9 protein-coding genes and 1 pseudogene are annotated in these 16,810 nt (G+C 74.9%); 7 read left to right on the forward strand and 3 right to left on the reverse strand.

Translation table 11 applies throughout. The features are described 5' to 3' along the window. From ACFXOZ_RS32780 to ACFXOZ_RS32790, 3 genes and pseudogenes are all read left to right on the forward strand, one after another. A pseudogene (locus ACFXOZ_RS32780) lies at positions 1–1,697 on the forward strand (hypothetical protein); the annotation flags it as partial. Continuing rightward, positions 1,679–6,982 (forward strand): hypothetical protein, encoded by a 5,304-nt coding sequence (locus ACFXOZ_RS32785; protein WP_380593608.1) that lies wholly within the window; start codon positions 1,679–1,681, stop codon positions 6,980–6,982. The pseudogene ACFXOZ_RS32780 and the gene ACFXOZ_RS32785, both read left to right, overlap by 19 nt. Continuing rightward, positions 6,975–8,813: a hypothetical protein gene (locus ACFXOZ_RS32790; protein WP_380593609.1), complete on the forward strand. Its 1,839-nt coding sequence runs from the start codon at positions 6,975–6,977 to the stop codon at positions 8,811–8,813. Before ACFXOZ_RS32785 ends, ACFXOZ_RS32790 begins: the two co-directional genes overlap by 8 nt. 67 nt (positions 8,814–8,880) lie before the next feature. Here the strand turns inward: ACFXOZ_RS32790 and ACFXOZ_RS32795 are convergent, their stop codons facing one another. Continuing rightward, the gene (locus ACFXOZ_RS32795; RefSeq protein ID WP_380593610.1) at positions 8,881–10,155 is read right to left on the reverse strand and encodes a sensor histidine kinase; all 1,275 of its coding nucleotides are present in this window, start codon (positions 10,153–10,155) and stop codon (positions 8,881–8,883) included. Continuing rightward, the gene (locus ACFXOZ_RS32800; protein ID WP_380529706.1) at positions 10,152–10,802 is read right to left on the reverse strand and encodes a response regulator transcription factor; all 651 of its coding nucleotides are present in this window, start codon (positions 10,800–10,802) and stop codon (positions 10,152–10,154) included. The genes ACFXOZ_RS32795 and ACFXOZ_RS32800 overlap by 4 nt, the downstream gene beginning before the upstream one ends. A 179-nt stretch (positions 10,803–10,981) precedes the next feature. Here ACFXOZ_RS32800 and ACFXOZ_RS32805 point away from each other — a divergent pair, with 179 nt between their 5' ends. From ACFXOZ_RS32805 to ACFXOZ_RS32820, 4 genes are read left to right on the forward strand one after another with little or no spacing between them, the layout of a single operon-like run. Further along, a complete protein-coding gene (locus ACFXOZ_RS32805; protein ID WP_380593611.1) occupies positions 10,982–11,509 on the forward strand; it encodes a hypothetical protein in 528 nt (175 codons plus the stop codon). Next, positions 11,506–12,681: a peptidoglycan-binding protein gene (locus tag ACFXOZ_RS32810; protein ID WP_380593612.1), complete on the forward strand. Its 1,176-nt coding sequence runs from the start codon at positions 11,506–11,508 to the stop codon at positions 12,679–12,681. The genes ACFXOZ_RS32805 and ACFXOZ_RS32810 overlap by 4 nt, the downstream gene beginning before the upstream one ends. Further along, complete coding sequence (locus tag ACFXOZ_RS32815; protein ID WP_380593613.1) at positions 12,678–13,442, forward strand: ABC transporter ATP-binding protein; 765 nt, start codon at positions 12,678–12,680, stop codon at positions 13,440–13,442. Before ACFXOZ_RS32810 ends, ACFXOZ_RS32815 begins: the two co-directional genes overlap by 4 nt. After that, entirely contained in the window at positions 13,439–14,680 is a 1,242-nt protein-coding gene (locus tag ACFXOZ_RS32820; RefSeq protein WP_380593614.1) for an ABC transporter permease, read from the forward strand. Before ACFXOZ_RS32815 ends, ACFXOZ_RS32820 begins: the two co-directional genes overlap by 4 nt. A 453-nt stretch (positions 14,681–15,133) precedes the next feature. On the opposite strand, the gene ACFXOZ_RS32825 is transcribed toward ACFXOZ_RS32820, so the two are convergent. Then, positions 15,134–16,786, reverse strand: coding sequence for an alpha/beta hydrolase (locus ACFXOZ_RS32825; protein WP_380593615.1), 1,653 nt, complete (start codon positions 16,784–16,786; stop codon positions 15,134–15,136). Between the last annotated feature and the right edge of the window lie 24 nt (positions 16,787–16,810).

Genomic DNA, 16,810 nt, shown 5'->3' on the forward strand with positions numbered 1-16,810 from the left:
CCCCCCCCCCCCCCGCCGCCGCCCCGGCGGCCGGGCAGCGGCCCGCCGGGGCGGACGACACGGCGGAGCCACTGACGGAGCAACTGGCCGTCGGCTTCCAGGTGGCGGCCAGCCAGGTCGCGGCGGCCCCGCTGTCCGCCGCGATGCGCCGGCTCACCCGCCCCGGCGGCCGGCTGATGCGCTCGCTGACCTTCCCGCCCGAGCAGCCCCGCGAGGCGCTGGTGCCCCGGATGGACGCCGCCACCGGCGCGGTCACCGCCGCCGCGCCCAAGGTCAAGCCGGCCGCCCTGGTGACCCCGGGCCAGCTCGACCAGGTGCTCCACCCCGGCAGCGGCGCCCGGGCGGCCCAGGGGACCACCAACCCCGTCGGCTCCCTCCCGAACAGCCCGGACTTCGTCCTCAAGGAGATCGGCGACCCCGTCCCGCCGACCACCGGCGGCACCGTCGACAGCCCGGAGGCCCAGCGGTACAAGGGCGCGCTCCACGAGCTCTACGACGGCTGGGACGCCTCCGCCGCCGTCGGCCGGCCGGTGCCCCGGGAGCGGCTCGGCGTCGCCGGGACCACCGACGCGGTGCTCGCCCGGCTGCGCTCCGACACCACCGTCCCGAGGAGCCTGCTCGGCTCCGTCGACGTGCCCGAGCGGCTGCGGCCCTTCGCCGAGGAGTTCATCGAGGCGATGGCCTACCCGGTGATCGACCTGCCGATGTACCAGTCGCTGATCGACCTCTCGGTGGAGGTGTTCGTCCCCCACCTGGACCTGATCCCGGCGAACTCGATCACCCTGCTGGCCAACAACCGCCGGTTCATCGAGTCCTTCCTGGTCGGCCTCAACCACGAGATGGCCCGGGAACTGCTCTGGCGCGAGTACCCGACCGACCAACGCGGCACCCCGTTCCGGCAGTTCTGGGACCCGCGCGCGGCGCTCCCGCAGCTCGGCGAGACCCCCGAAGAGCGCCGCGAGCGGCTGTACGACATCCAGCCGGTCCACCGCTGGGGCCCGGCCGCGCTGCTCGGCCAGAACGACAACCGGCAGCAGCCCGGCACCCCGCAGAAGCCGCCCGGCACCCCGCAGAAGGAGGACCTGGTGCTCGTCATCCGCGGCGAGCTGTTGAAGAAGTACCCCAACACGGCGGTGTACGCCCACCGGGCCGCCTGGCCGCTCGACGCCGACGGCAACCCGGTCACCACCGGGGAGCGCGTCCCCGCGCCGCTGCCCGACGAGGACCACCCGACCGCCGAGCTGATCCGGCTGCCGCTCTACGAGGCCAAGGTCGAACCCGACGTCTACCTGCTCGGCTTCGACCTCGACGCCGCCGAGGCCCGCGGCCGGCCCCCCGGCGACCCCGGCTGGTTCTTCGTCCTCAAGGAGCGCCCCGGCGAACCGCGCTTCGGCGTCGACGAACCCGAGGGCCCGCTGCCGCCCGTCAAGGTCTGGAACGACCTCACCTGGCAGCACGTCGACCCCGACCACCTCGGCTTCGTCGAGTTCACCGACGCCACCCACGTCCCGCTCGCGCCCTTCGACGGCTCCCCGGACGAACTGGAGAAGCAGCAGCAGCGCACCGAGGACAGCGCCCTGCCGCTCTGGTACTCCCGGCTGAGCTCGGCCGACATCGCCTACATCCTCTTCCGGGCGCCGGTCATGGTCGCCATCCACGCACAGGAGATGCTCCCGGTATGGCCGACAACGCCCTGAGCGACGACTACCCCGTCCTGCTCGGCCCGGTACGGATCGAGACCAGGTTCACCGCGACCGACCTGCTGGTCCGCGTCTTCCCCGACGAGTGGGCGGTCGACTCCTTCGAACCCCGGCCCACCGAGGCCGAACTCTCCGCCCTCGACGCGTACTGGACGGCCCTGTGGCGCACCGGCGGGGACCCCGTCGGCGACCGGGCGGCCTGGCACGAACTGGTCGGCCGGATCGCCGCCGGCCGGGCCGGCTGGCTGCTGCGCGACCACCGGCCGGCCGACCCGGCCGACCGGCCCGTGCCGGTACCCGCCGGCACCACCGTGCTGGTCGTCCGCAGCGACACCGCGCTCCCCGCGGCCGACCGCCAACCCACCGTCGACCACTGGACGGCGGTCTGGCGCGCCCGCGGCGACCGGGCCGCTCTGCGGGCGGCCGACACCGCGCTGCTCGCCGCCGTCGGCCCGACCAGGGCGGCGGCGATCGCCGCCCGCCGGCCCGCCGGGATCGAAGCGGCCCCGCTCGACACCGGCAGCACCGCACTGGTGGCCTTCCTGGTCGTGCCCCGCCCACCCGCCGACGGCATCGCCCCCACATCCTGGACGGTCGCGGCCAGGGCCGGCCTGCTGCCCGACCGCTTCCGGGTGCTGGGCTGGGCCGGCGGCCGCAAGGTCGTCGACATCGACGGCCGGCCCGTCCCGGCGAGCCTGCCGGTCAGCCCCGACCCGACCTCCACCGACCTGACGGTCGACGAGAGCACCGGCGTGCTGACCGTCCCCGACGCACTGCGCTGGCTCATCGAGTTCGACCGGGCCGTGACGGTCGGCATGGGCTTCCGGATCCCGCTGACCGCCGACCTCGCCGGCGGACTCGACCGGCTGGTGGTCCTCGGCCTGCGCCGGCAGTCCACCCCGGACCAGTCCGCCGCCGACCTCACCGCCCTGCTCACCCGCCAACTCCGCAGCCCCGCCGGGCTCAGCCTGCTGCCCCAGGGCACCCCCACCAACAACACCACCCAGGCACCCGCCGGCCTCGACCGCGCCCAGGAGGCCGACGCGGGCCTGCGCTCCGCCGCCGGACTGCGCGCCGCCCCCGCCGGGACCGACTGGACGGCCCGCACCGACGGCCAGTGGTTCGCCGAACTGCTCGGCATCGACCCCGCCGACCTCGCCGGAATGCCCAACGCCGACGGCACCGACCAGCGCGACGCCCGCGCGGCCCACACCGCCCTGTGGCCCGCCACCTGGGGCTACCACCTGCAGACCACGCTGCACCCGGTGTTCGGCCGCGACGTCGTCGAGCAGACCCGGCAGTTCCACCTCCGCCACGTCTCCGGCCGGGGCCCCGTCCCGACCGTACGGATCGGCCGCCAGCCCTACGGCATCCTGCCCACCACCGCGTTCTCCCGGCTCGCCTGGCCGGACACCGCGCCCACCGCCGCCCACCGGCGCGGCCTGCACACCGTGCTCCAGGCCGCGGCCGCCGACTGGCAGGCCGCCGCCGCCGGAGTCGCCCACCTCGGCGGCCGGGCCGACGACGCCCACCAGCACCTGCTGGACATCCTCGCCCTGCACCCCACCTCCGCCGAGTACTACCAGCGGTACGCCCAGAGCGTCGAGGACGTCTTCAACCGGGAGAACCTCGGCGCGCTCGGCTCCACCGTGCTGCCCGCCCTGGAACGGCTGAACATGCCCGGCCCGATCCGCGCCCTGCTGACCCGCTTCGGCTACCCCGACAGCGGCCCCGCCCAGGACCCGGACCTGATCCGCCGCCTCTTCGTCGACACCCAGCACCCGCTGCTCGCCCCCTCCGTCGACGACCGCCCGCTCTCCGAGACCGACCCGGTCCGGCCCTACACCGCCGACGGCGCCAACTACCTCCAGTGGCTGGCCGCACACGCCCGCACCGACCTGGAGACCATCCGCACCGAAGCCGGCTTCCCCGCGGACGACCGGCCGTCCGCGCTGCTCTACCTGCTGCTGCGCCACGCGCTGCTGCTGGGCTGGGCGGACGCCGCCACCGAACTCGCCATCGCCGCCCGGATCGCGAGCCCCGCCGAGATCGCCGCGGCGGACCCGGCGTTCATCCACATCAGGATCCCGGCGCCCGGCCGCACCCTCCCGAGCGAGAGCCGGTTCCGGCGGCTCTACTCGCCCGCACCGGAGATCACCGGAGACCCGCGCCGCCTGGTCGTCGACCACATCCCGCGGGTCCTCGGCACCGCCCCCGGCACCGCCCGGCTGGCCGAACAGGCCGCCGCCCTCGACCTGTTGGCCACCCTGCCCACCGCCCGGCTGGAACGCGTCCTGGCCGAACACCTGGACTGCGCCACCTACCGGCTCGACGCCTGGCGCCTCGGCCTGGCCAACGAACGGCTCGCCGAACTGCGGTACGGCCCCGACGGCACCGCCCCCGCCGAACGCGGCCTCCACCTCGGCGCGTACGGCTGGCTGGAGTCCGTCCGCCCCAGCGGGACACAGCTCACCCCCGTCACCCTGACCGGCCCGCTCGCCCAGGTCTTCCAGGGCGGCCAACCGCTGGTGCACGACGACCGCAACGGCGGCCACCTGCACGCGCCGTCCCCCGGCCAGGCCCGCACCGCGGCCGTCCTGCGCGCCGGCTACCTCGCCAACGGCTCACCGCAGAACCCCGGTTCGTTCGCCGTCAACCTCAGCTCCGGGCGGGTCCGGATCGCGCTCGGCCTGCTCGACGGCATGCGACAGGGCCAGTCCCTGGGCGCCCTGCTCGGCTACCGGCTGGAACGCGCCCTGCACGACAGCCACCAACGGGCCGAGGTCGACTTCCTGATCTCCGCCCTGCGCCTCAGGTTCCCCCTCCGGGCCGGCCGGATCGCGCAGACCGTCCCGCAGCAGGCCGACCGGCCCGACCCGTCCAAACCCCTCGCGATCGAACAGATCGAGGCCCACAACGTCGTCGACGGCCTCGCCCTGGTGCGCCACGTGACCCGCAACAACGTCTCCGCCACGTACCCCTTCGGCCTGGACGGCCTCCCCGCGGTCAACCCCGACCAGCAGGCCGTCGTCGACCAGGCCGTCCAGGACCTGCTGGACGTCCACGACGCACTCGCCGACCTCGCCGTCGCCGAGAGCACCCACCAGGCGCTGCTGGGCAACCACGAACGCGCCTCCACCACCCTCGACGCGTACGCCAAGGAGGGCCTGCCCCCCGAACCCGCCGTGGTCACCACACCCCGCAGCGGCACCACCCTGACCCACCGCTTCGGCCTGCGGCTGACCCCCGGCCTCGCCCCCGACCACGGCGTGCCGCCGCTGACCCGCACCACCCCGCGCGCCCAGGCCGAACCCGCCGTCAACGCCTGGCTGCCCACCCTGCTCCCGCCGCCCACCTCCGTCGTCGCCCTGGTCACCTGGACCGACCCGGTCACCGGACTGGCCCGCAGCCGCGCCGTCAGCCAGGCCGACACCGGCCTGCAACCGATCGACCTGCTCTGGGCGCTGCGCCCGGCGGGCGAGAGCGCCATGACCGACCTCGACGACCGGATCGTCGGCGTCGTCATCACCGCCGAGAACCCCCGGCCGGACGCCGAACTGACCATCCGCTACACCGAGCGGATCACCGGCCCGGCCGCCGGCCAGGTCCTCGACCCCGTCACCTTCTTCGAACTCTCCCCGCTGATCGGCGCGTTGCGCTCGCTGCTGACCACCGCCCGGCCGCTGCGCCCCAGCGACCTGGTGCCCGCCGCCGGGCCCGCCCCCGCCGACCGGGCCGCCGACACCGCCGTCTCGCTGCCCCGGGAACGCCCGGCCGCGGTACGCGCCTCCCTGGACGCCCTGCGCAAGGACGTCGAGACCTACCTCGCCGCGCTCGCACCGCTCTACCCGGCGGGCGCCCCGCCCCAGCGCCCGAAGATCCTCGCCGGCATCGACACCCTGCTCACCGGGTACGCCGGCCTGGTCACCACGGCCTCCGGCTTCGGCACGGTCCGCAGCGGCTGGAGCGAACTCGCCCTGTGGCGCCGCGGCGTCTTCACCGACGTGCTCACCGCCGTGGCCGGGGCCGCCACCCGGATGACCACGGCCCTGGCCAAGGCCGACGCGCTGCTGGCCGGCTACGACAGGCTGCCGGCCGGCACCTCCGACGCGGAGCGCTTCCGGCTGCTGCAACAGGCGGAACGGCTGATCGCCACCCGGCCCACCGCGCCGCTGCCGGCCCGGCCCGCGGAGCTGCGCCTCGTCGTCGCCAACCGGCGGCAGGCCTTCGACCTCAAGCTCCGCTCGCTCAGGGCGCAGGCGGGGACGGCCAGCACCACGCTCGGCGCGCTGCTCGCCGAGGTCGCCGCGAAGCTCCCGCTGACCGACTTCGACCCGACCGACCTCAGCCTCCAGCCCTTCCAGGACCGGGTCGTCCTGCTCGGCCGCGACCTGCTGGACCGCGCGAACGCGCTGCGCACCGAGATCCTCGCCCGGCTCGCCGCCGCGGACAAGGCCCTCGCCGACCACGACGCGGCGGTCACCGGGCCGGACCAGGTCGGCGCGGCGATCGAGGCACTCAAGGCCCTCCTCGGCCAGGACGTCCTCGCCGTACCGGAGTTCACCCCCGACCCGCAGCTCGCCGCGGACTGGAAGAACGCCCTCGGCGACAGCGACAAGCTCGTCCGGCACCTCACCCGGCCGCCGTTCGGCCGGGACTTCCCCGTCGACGACTGGGCGCACGGCATCGCGCGGGTCCGCGAGAAGCCCCGGCTGTGGGAGAAGGCCGTCCTGCTGAGCGACGCCCTGCGCGGGCCCGGCGGACTCCTCGGCGACCTGCTCGGCTCCGCCGAACCGCAGTTGACGCCGATCCAGCTGCCGTACCGGCCGGACGACCACTGGCTGGCCATGGAGTTCGCCCCCGGCACGACCATCACCGAGGACAAGGTGCTGTTCACCGCCCACTACGCACCCGACCCGCTCGTCCCCCCGCCCACCCGGGTCGGCCTGCTGTTCGACGAGTGGACGGAGGTCGTCCCCGCCGACCGCGAGACCACCGGCATCGCGGTGCACTACCAGGGGCCGGACTCCGAACCGCCGCAGGCGATGCTGCTGGTCGTGCCGCCGGTGCGCACCGGCACCTGGGACACCGACGACCTGATCGCCGCGATCGGGGAGACCCTCGACCTGGCGAAGTCCCGGGGCGTCGAACCCGAGCACCTCGACGGCACCGCCTACGCCCAACTGCTGCCGGCCACCGTCCTGTCCGCCACCCGGCAGCCGATCACGATCTCCACCGACCTCGCGATCGCCAACCAGCGCTGGAAGGCCGCCCATGACTGAGCCCCGGATCGACGACCTGGCGCAGGCGCTCACCGACCGGGCCCGGCCGACCGTCGGGATCTGGAACCGGCTGGAGGGCCGGCCGCGCACCACCGACTTCGCGCGGGCGCTGCGGGCCGAAGTGCGCGACCCGCTCTGGCTGCTGACCCGGCAGTGGCAGCTCGGCGAGTTCCGCGGCAGCGACGCCGGCTCCCCGGTCACCGCGACCTACTCGATCGCCGGTGCCCGGCCCAGCCGCTTCCGCCCGGCCGACGGGGCCGCCGAACCGCTCCCGCCGGACCGGCCGCTGGAGACCCTGGCCGAGCGGCGCGCGGTGCCGTTCGTGGCGGGCGCCGACCGGATCGCCTTCGACCTGCGGCTGTCGATCGGCCGGCGGTGGCTCAAACTGCTGGGCCGGGACCCGCTGCTGGGCAGCGTGGCCTTCGACTTCCGTGGCCAGTACGTCCGGCTGTACCCGGTCGCCCTGCCCGACCCGACCCGGGACGGCGACGCCCCCCGGGTCGCCCACCCGGAGGTCTGGGCGACCCTGCAAGCCGTCGCCGGGCGCCGGATGGACGGCTACCTGCTCTACCGGCACATCAAGGACGGCGGCCGCGCCTCGGACGGCGTCGACGACCTGCTGCACCTGCACGGTGCCGCGCTCGACGCGCTCGGCGACGGCCTGGTCGCCTGGTTCGACGACCTGATCGACCAGCCGCAGGCGGACGACGCCTGGGACCCGCGCCGCCTGGAGCACCGGTTCTCGGTGGCCGGCACCGACCCCTCGGGGGCCGAGAAGGTCCTCACCGCGCGGGAGTACCCGGGCGGCGAACTGGACTGGTACGCCTTCTCGAACGACCCGACCGCCCCGGTCGGCGGCACCGAGCCGCCGCCCCCGCCGATCAACCGCACGGTGTTCCCGGCGCGGCTGCGCTACTCGGGCATGCCGCTGTCGCGCTGGTGGGCGGTGGAGGACGGCGGCACCAACTTCGCCGCGGTGTCGCCGGACAGCACGGACCTGGCCCGGCTGATCTTCCTGGAGTTCGCGCTGGTCTACAGCAACGACTGGTTCCAGCTCCCGTGCGAGCTGCCGGTCGGGACGCTGGCGTCGATCCAGGGCCTCGCGATCACCGACGTGTTCGGCCAGCGGCTGTGGATCACCCCGGCGGGCACCGGGCGGGAGGAGGACTGGCAGCGCTGGTCGATGTTCACCCTCGACACGGTCGGCGCCGGCCCCGCCACCGCCGCGGACACCGGCCTGCTGCTGCCCGCGAGCGTGCCGAAGATCGCCGACGGCCCGTCGCTGGAGGAGGTGTCGCTGGTCCGCGACGAGAACGCCGACCTGGTCTGGGGCATCGAACTGACCGTCCCGCAGGCCACCGGCGAGGGCCGCCGGGGCAGCGAGGTCGCCTCCGAGATCCAGGCGTACCACCTGCGGCTGCACCCGCCGGCCCCACCGGACGGGCCGCTCGCGCCGATCGCCTACGAGGCGATGAACTCCGTCCCGGAGAACTGGATCCCGTTCATCCCGGTGCACGTGCCCGGCGACAACCGCACGATCCAGCTCCAGCGCGCGGCGATGCCCGACGTCGTCGCCGCCCTGCCGCCCGTCCAGCCGAGGACCTCGCTGCTGCGGGAGGGGCTGGACGCGACGACGCCGCACGCGTACTTCGTCAACCAGGAGGAGGTGCCGCAGTCGGGCACCCGCCTCACCGTCGCCTACCACCGGACCAGGTGGCGCGACGGACGGGTCTGCGTGTGGCTCGGCGCCGCTCGCGGCGCCGGGCGCGGCGAGGGCTCCAGCGGCCTCGCCTTCGACCTCCTCGTCGACACCCCGACGAAGGCGCCGTGACGCCGCAGCCGTGACGGCGGCGCGCTCCGGACGATCGCCGTCAGCTCGTCGAGGCGGCGCCCCGTCCTCAGGCGGGGCCGCTCCCGGTCTCCGGGGCATCGCGGAGCGGGAGTTCGACCCGGACGGTGAGGCCGCCGTCGGGGCGCGGGACGGCGGTGACGGTGCCGTGGTGGGTGAGGGTGACGGCGTGGACCACGGCGAGTCCCAGCCCCGCGCCTTCGGTGCGGTGCTCCGGGCCGCGCTGGAAGGGTTCGAAGAGGGCGGGGAACTCGTCCGGATCCAGGGTCGGCCCGGTGTTGGAGACCTCGATGAAGGCCCGGGTGCCGCGAGTGCCGGTGGTCATGGTGACCGTTCCGTCGCGGTGGTTGTGCCGTACGGCGTTGGCCAGCAGGTTCAGCGCGACCTGGCGCAGCAGGGCGGGATCCCCGGTGACGGGTGCGGGGTCGAGGGCGGTGGTGACGGTGACCGCCGCGGCGGCCGTCTCGTCGGCCAGGTCGGTGAGGGCGTGCCCGGCGGTGTCGGCGAGGTCGACGGGGTGGGGGGTGAGGTGCTCGCTCTCGCCGCGGGCCAGGGTCAGCAGCGCGTCGATGAGGCGTTCGGTGCGGGCGTTGGCGTCGAGCGCGCGCCGGAGGGCGGGGAGCAGGTCGGCGGGGACGCGGCCCTGGGCGAGCGGGATCTCCAGTGCGGTGCGCTGGAGGGTGAGCGGGGTGCGCAGTTCGTGCGAGGCGTGGGCGGTGAAGCGGCGCTGGGCGGTGAAGCTGTGCTGGAGGCGGTCGAGCATGGCGTCGAAGGTGTCGCCGAGTTCGCGGACCTCGTCGTGCGGGCCGGTGAGGCCGAGCCGTTCGTCCAGGGCGCGGCCGGTGCCGATCCGCCGGGCCGCGGCGGTGACCTGGTGGAGGCGGCGCAGGGAGCGGCGTGCGGCCCACCAGGCGAGCAGCGCGGCGAGGACGGTGAACGCGGCGAGCAGCAGCAGGGAGCGGGTCAGCAGGTCGGCGAGGACGGTGTGCTGGAAGTCGGCGAACCCCTGGGCGGGGGTGGTGGGTGCGGCGGGCACGGTGTCGGTGCCGGACGGGATGCCGGACGGGACGTCGGTGGGGACGCCGGTGGGGCCGGGCTCCACCGGGGCCGGGCTCGCCAGTTCGAGCGCGGGGACGACGAGGCGGCGGTTGGCTTCCAGGAGCTGGCGGGCGCTCAACCAGTCCAGCAGGAGCAGGCCGCAGCCGAGGGTGGCGAAGAGCGCGGTCGTGGCCAGGGTCAGCCTGGTGCGCAGGGGCAGGGCGTACGGGGCAGGTCGGCGGCCGGTGCGGGGTTCGGTGCGGGGTCCGGTGCGGGGCCGCCTCACAGCCGGTACCCGTAGCCGGGGTCGTGGGTGATCAGCGGTGGTTCGCCGATCTTGCGGCGCAGCGAGTGCACGGTGACCCGGACGGCCGTGGTGGCGGGGTCCAGCGCCGGGTCCCAGAGGCTGTCGCGGAGCTGTTCGGTGGCGACCGGGGCGCCGTCCGCGGCCAGGAGCAGTTCGAGGACGCCGAGTTCCCTGGGCGTGAGCCGCAACGGCCGGCCGTCGCGTTCGGCGACCCTGCGCACGGTGTCGAGGCTGATGCCGTGCCGGCTGAGCACCGTGGTGCCGGTGGGGGTGCGGCGGGCCAACGCGCGCAGCCGGGCGACCAGTTCGAGGTAGGAGAACGGCTTGGCGAGGTAGTCGTCGGCGCCCTTGCCGAGGCCGTCGACGAGGTCGGACAGGCTGCCGGCGGCGGTGAGCATGAGGATCCGGGCCGGGTAGCCGGCGGTGTCCAGCGCCCGGCAGACGGCGTCCCCGCTCAGCCGCGGCAGGTTCCGGTCCAGGACCAGCACGTCGTAGTCGGCCGCGGCGGTCATTTCGAGCGCGCGGGCGCCGTCGTGGGCGATGTCGCAGACCATTCCCTCCGCGCGCAGGCCCTCGGCGAGCATCGCCGCCAGCTCCCGCTCGTCCTCGACGATCAGTACTCGCATCTGGTCCCACTCCGCTCGGATCCGCTGGGGGCCGCGGCTGCGGCACACGCGGCGGCCCGGCGGATCAAGGATGCCCCGGTGGGCGTTAGCCGACGGTTAGGCGCACGCTCACCGGTGGCTCACCGGCCGGTCCGTAGAACTGCTGGGGTCAGCACCGACTCCAGCAGGGAGAGCAGGACATGCGTACCGAGACGACCGTACGGGCCGTACTGGCGGCGACCGCCGTGGCGGTGGCGCTCATGGTGAGCGGGTGCTCCTCGGCCGACCAGGCCCCTCGGGTGGCGGGTGACGGCAACGGGGGTAAGAGCGCGCCGCAGGACGACGACGCGGTCCGCAAGGCGTGGGTGGACTGCATGCACCAGCAGGGTCAGACCGGTGTCCAGCAGGACAAGGACGGCAACATCGGGGTCCCGGCCGCCGGGACCGACTCCGGATCGGCCGGCGACTACGAGCCGGCGGCCAAGATCTGCGACGCCAAGGTCCCCGGGATCCACCAGGTCACGTTGAAGAACCACGAGCGGTTCGTCGAGATGGCCCGCGCGTTCGTCGCCTGTGCGCGGAAGAACGGCTATCCGGACCTGCCCGACCCCGACCCGAAGAACGGCATCCTCGAGATCCCCCGGGCCTCGTTCGACATGGCCAAGTGGGACGCCATCCAACCGGCCTGCGGCAAGCTCCCGATGCCCGGCTACCACATCGGCGAGTGACCGTGAACCACAGCACCGAACCCGTCGGTCCCGCCCCCGCAGCCCCCGCCGACGCACCGCCCGCCCGCACCCGCGGCCCACGCCGCAGGGCCGTCGTCTCGCTCGCCCTGGTCGCCGCGGTCGCCGGCGCCGGCACGCTGGCCGTCACCCGCCCCTGGGAGCACCGCACGTCCACCGCCGGGCAGTCCGCCCCCGACCACGACACCGTCGTGGTGCAGAAGGGATCGCTGTCCAGCGGCATCCAGGTCGGCGGCGCCCTCGCCTACGACGCCCCCACCCCCGTCGTCGGCGCCGGCCACGGCACCCTCACCGCCCTCCCGGCCGTGGGCTCCGTGGTCAAGGCGGGCGGCAAGCTCTACGAGGTCGACGGTCAGGCCGTCGTACTGCTGCGAGGCGAACGGCCGTTGTGGCGCGACCTCGGCCCCGGCGTCGGCGACGGCCCCGACGTCGGACAGCTCAAGCGCAACCTGATCGACCTCGGCTACGCCGACGGACTCGGCCTGGCCGCCGACCGGAAGTTCACCGAGGGCACCGCCACCGCCGTCAAACGCTGGCAGAAGGCCCTCGGCGCGCAGCAGACCGGGACCGTCACCCTCGGCAGCGTCGTCATGCTGCCGCAGCAGGCCGTCCGGGTGCAGCAGGTCGGCGCCCAACTCGGCTCGGCCGTCGGCACCACCGCGATCCTCACCGTGAGCAGCACCGACCTCGTCGCCACCGTGAAGCCCGCCGACAACCAGCTCTCCCGGTTCAAGCCCAACGGCCCGACCGTGGTGAAGCTCGCCGACGGCACCACCATCAGCGGGCGCATCCGCTCCCTGGTGCGGGAGAGCGCGGGGGGCGGTGGCGACGCCGGCCCGGGAGGCTCCGGCGGCGCGGGCCCGGAGAAGACCACCGTCACCATCACGCTCGACGACCAGGCGAAGGCCCAGCAGGCCGGACCCTCCTCGGTGACCGTCAACGTGGTCGGCGACACCGCCGAGGACGCGCTCATCGTCCCCGTCACCGCGCTGGTCGCCCTGGACGGCGGAGGCTACGGCGTCAGGGTCGTCGACGGTGCCGGCGCCGACGCCACCACCCGGCTCGTGAAGGTCCAGCTCGGCCTGGTCGCCGACGCCAAGGCGCAGATCAACGGCGACGTCCGCGGCGGCGACCAGGTGGTGATCCCGAAGTGACGCCCCACCACCCGCACACCGAGCCCGCGGCGCAGTCCCCGGCGCAGACCGGCACGGCGCCCCCCGTCCTGGAACTCACCGCCGTCACCAAGGAGTACCCCGGGTCACCGCCGCTGCGCATCCTGCACGGCATCGACCTCACCGTCACCCCCGGAGAACTCCTCGCCGTCGTCGGCCCCTCCGGCTCCGGCAAGTCCACCCTGCTCGCCCTGCTCGGCTCGCTGGACCGCCCCACCACCGGACGACTGCGCTTCGAGGGCCGCGACCTGTCCGACCTCTCCGACCCCGAACTGGCCGCCCTGCGCGCCCACCGGATCGGCTTCGTCTTCCAGCAGTTCTTCCTGCTGCCCGGACTCAGCACGGTCGAGAACGTCGCCACCGGCCTCCTCTACAGCGGCGCCCCCGCGTCACTGCGGCGCGCCGACGCCGCCCGGGCGCTGCGCGACGTCGGGCTCGGCCACCGGCTCGACCACCGCCCCGACCAGCTCTCCGGCGGCGAGAAGCAACGCGTCGCCATCGCCCGCGCACTCGTCGGCCGCCCCGCGCTCCTGCTCGCCGACGAGCCCACCGGCGCCCTGGACAGCGTCTCCGGCGCGGCCGTCGTCGACCTGCTGCGCACCCTGAACGCCGACGGCACCACGGTCGTCGTCATCACCCACGACCGCGAACTGGCCGCCTCCTTCCCCCGGCGCATCGGCATCCACGACGGCCGGATCGACTTCGACGAGCGCCACCCCGACCCCGCGGGAGCCGGCCTGTGACCCCCCACCACGAACACCGCCCGCGCCACGAACACCGCCCCCAGCACGAACACCGCCCGCGCCGCAGCCGGCTGCGCCCGACCGACCTGCTGCGCCTGGGCATGATCGGGCCGCGCACCCGCAAGCTGCGCTCCGCGCTGTCCGCGTTCGGCATCTGCCTGGGCATCGCCGCCGTCATCGCCGTCACCGGGATCTCCTTCTCCAACCAGGCCCACCTGCTGGCCCGCCTGGACCAACTCGGCTCCAACCTGCTCACCGTCGCCCCCGGCAAGGGCGCCGACCAGCAACCGGTCCCACTGCCGCCCACGGCCGAGAAGATGCTCGCCGACATCGCCCCCGTCCAGCAGGTGACCGCGACCGGGGCCACCAAGGCCCAGGTCTACCGCAACGACCTCGTCCCGCCGCAGCAGACCGGCAGCCTCACCGTGCTCGCCGCCCGGCTCAACCTGCTCGACGTCCTGCACACCACCGTGCGCAGCGGACGCTGGCTCGACGCGGCGAGCGAGAACCTGCCCGTGACCGTCCTCGGCGACCGGGCCGCCCAGCGGCTCGGCGTCACCGCTCCCGGTGAGCGGGTCTGGCTGGGCGGACAGTCGTTCCTCGTCACCGGGATCCTGGCCCCGAACGAACTCGCGCCCGAGATCGGCACCGCCGCCCTGGTCGGCTGGCCCCAGGCCACGGCCCACCTGGGCGCGGACGGCACCGCCGCCACCGTCTACCTGCGCTCCTATCCCGAACGCGTCCCCGACGTCCAGGCCGTCGCCGCGGCCACCGCCAACCCCGCCGGACCGAACACCGTGGCCGTCAGCCGCCCCTCCGACCTGCTCACGGCCCGGTCCGAGGCGAAGAACGCCCTCACCGGGCTGGTCCTCGCCCTCGCCGCGGTCGCCCTGCTCGTCGGCGGCGTCGGCATCGCCAACACCATGGTGGTCAGTGTGATGGAGCGCCGCGGCGAGGTCGGACTGCGCCGCGCACTGGGCGCCCGGGGCGGACAGATCGCCGTCCAGTTCCTGCTCGAAGCCGTCCTGATGGGCCTGCTCGGCGGCCTCGCCGGCCTGCTGCTGGGCGGCCTCACCGTCTACGGCTACGCCCTCGCCCAGGGCTGGCCCGCCACCATCCCTCTGCCCGTCCTTGTCGCCGGACCACTGGTGTCGGTCCTGGTGGCCGCCGTCGCCGGGATCTACCCGGCCCTGCGCGCGGCCAAGGCCTCACCGACGGACGCGTTGCGTTCGACCTAGCGAGCCGCGGACCAGCAGGGGCGCCCGCACTTCTCATCGAATCCTCATGCCGTCTCACCGAGACTCGCATCCCGCACCAGGCGGCCCGAACGGACGGAGCAGGGAATTGCGGCAGACCCTCCGGAGCACCCCCGACCCGCTGGTGACGGGCGGTCACAGCCCCGGCACCCCGGACGCCCGGCCACGCCGTCGAACGCCTCACCGGCGCCGTGCCCTCGCCCTGGTCCTGACCGCGCTGGGCCTGGTCCCGCTGGTCGGCTGCTCCTCGGCGGTGCTGCAGGTCCTCCCGCCGAAGTGCCGGCCGACCACGACCGCCACCGCTGATCCACCGGTCCGTTCGAGTCGCATCACCGGGTGTGTGCCGGTGGCCTGCCTGCGCTCCGCGCGATCGGCGCTGCCGGTGGCGCGGCGGTGCCTGCCGGCCGTTCGGGAGTCCGGCCGCGGGGACGTCGGTCAGCAGGTCGTGCCGGTGGGTATCGGGCGCAGCTCGGTGAGGTAGGCGTCCACGGCGTCGCCGACGCAGGCGTTGCTGCGGCCGTAGGCGGTGTGGCCGAAGCCGCGGTAGGTCAGGAGCATGCCGGCCGGGAACTGGCGGGCCAGGCCCTGGGCGTCGGCGTACGGGGTGGCGGGGTCACCGGTGGTGCCGACGACGAGGACGGGCGGTGCGTCCTTGGCGTCGACGGTGTGGGGGTCGCGGGGGGCGGCGGGCCAGTCGTGGCACACCAGTTCGTCGATCACGCCGGAGGGACCGTAGACCCCGGCGTCCCGGTAGGACCGGTCGACGGCCTCCCAGTAGGCCTGGGGGTCGCGCGGGTGGGAGACCTCCAGGCAGTTGACGGCGGTGAAGGCGTCGTCGGAGTTGTCGCGCTCCGCGTCGGCGGGCCGTGGGCCGCGGGCCGAGGCCTTCCGGCCGTGGGTGCCGGCGGTCCGGCTGCCCTGGCCGCTCTGGTCGCTCTGGTCGTCCGGGCCGGCCTGGTCGCCGCCGGCGAGCTCCGCGAGCTTGGTGCCGTCGCCGCCCTGGGCGGCCTTCAACGCCTCGGAGAGGTCCGCCCATTGGTCCTCGGGCGTGTACATCGACATGGTGATCACGGTGTGCAGGGTGCGGAGGTCGACGTGGTCGGCCGTGCCGGGGACGGGCAGCGGCTGCTTGGCGGCCTTCTCGTACAGGTCGTCGACGAGTCGGCGGATCCCGTCGGGGGTGGCCGCGGGGCAGGCCTCCTTGGCCACTTCGGCGCAGTGCTGGGCGTAGTCGTCCACGGCACTGCGGAAGGCCGCCGACTGTTCCACCGAGCGCTGGTACCAGTCCTTGGCCGGGTCGATGGCACCGTCGAGGACGAGGGCGCGCACGCGGCGGGGGAAGAGTTCGGCGTAGGAGGTGCCCAGGCTGGTCCCGTAGGAGAAGCCGAGGAACGAGAGCTTCTCGTCGCCGAGTACGGCCCGCAGGACGTCCATGTCGCGGGCGGCGTCCGGGGTTCCGACGTGCGGCAGGATGGCACCGCTGCGCGCCTTGCAGGCCTGGGCGGTGCGGTCGGCGTCGGCGAGTGCGGCCTTGCGCTCCTCGTCGGTGCGGGGGTAGAGCCCGCCGGTGGCCTCCCCGCCGGCACCGTCGGGCTTGTCCCCGGTGCCGGGGGCGGCGTCGTCGCCGGTGCAGTCGACGGCCGGGGTGCTGCCGCCGACCCCGCGCGGGTCGAAGCCCACGATGTCGAACCGGGCGCGGACGCGGGCGCCGAACGAGTCCACGGTGCCGCCCTCCAGCATGGCCACCCCGGATCCGCCCGGACCGCCCGGGTTGACGAGGAGGGAGCCGATCCGCGCGCCGGGGTCCTTGGCGCGGGCCCGGGCCAGCGGGAGGACGAAGGTCCTGCCGTCCTCGGGGTGGGCGTAGTCCATCGGCACGGTCAGGGTGGCGCATTCCAGGTCGCCGCAGGCGTTCCAGGTCGGCTTCTGCCCGTAGAAGGTGCCGAGCGCGCGGGGCACGGGACCCTGGCTCCCGCTCGGAGCGGCTCCGGCCGGCCCGTCGGGGCCGCACCCGGTGAGGGCGGCACCGCCGAGGACGGCGAGGGCGAGGACGAGCACGGCGTGCCTGCGGGGGGTGGTGAACGTCATGGGGTGGCTCCCGGGGTCGGCGTT

This window comes from Kitasatospora sp. NPDC059160, assembly GCF_042755465.1.
Lineage (GTDB): Bacteria > Actinomycetota > Actinomycetes > Streptomycetales > Streptomycetaceae > Kitasatospora.

Bases quoted from the DNA above. Each gene is read 5' to 3' on its own strand.
- ACFXOZ_RS32825 (WP_380593615.1), bottom strand. From the start codon at position 16,786: ATGACGTTCACCACCCCCCGCAGGCACGCCGTGCTCGTCCTCGCCCTC.
- ACFXOZ_RS32805 (WP_380593611.1), top strand. From the start codon at position 10,982: ATGCGTACCGAGACGACCGTACGGGCCGTACTGGCGGCGACCGCCGTG.
- ACFXOZ_RS32800 (WP_380529706.1), bottom strand. From the start codon at position 10,802: ATGCGAGTACTGATCGTCGAGGACGAGCGGGAGCTGGCGGCGATGCTC.
- ACFXOZ_RS32790 (WP_380593609.1), top strand. From the start codon at position 6,975: ATGACTGAGCCCCGGATCGACGACCTGGCGCAGGCGCTCACCGACCGG.
- ACFXOZ_RS32785 (WP_380593608.1), top strand. From the start codon at position 1,679: ATGGCCGACAACGCCCTGAGCGACGACTACCCCGTCCTGCTCGGCCCG.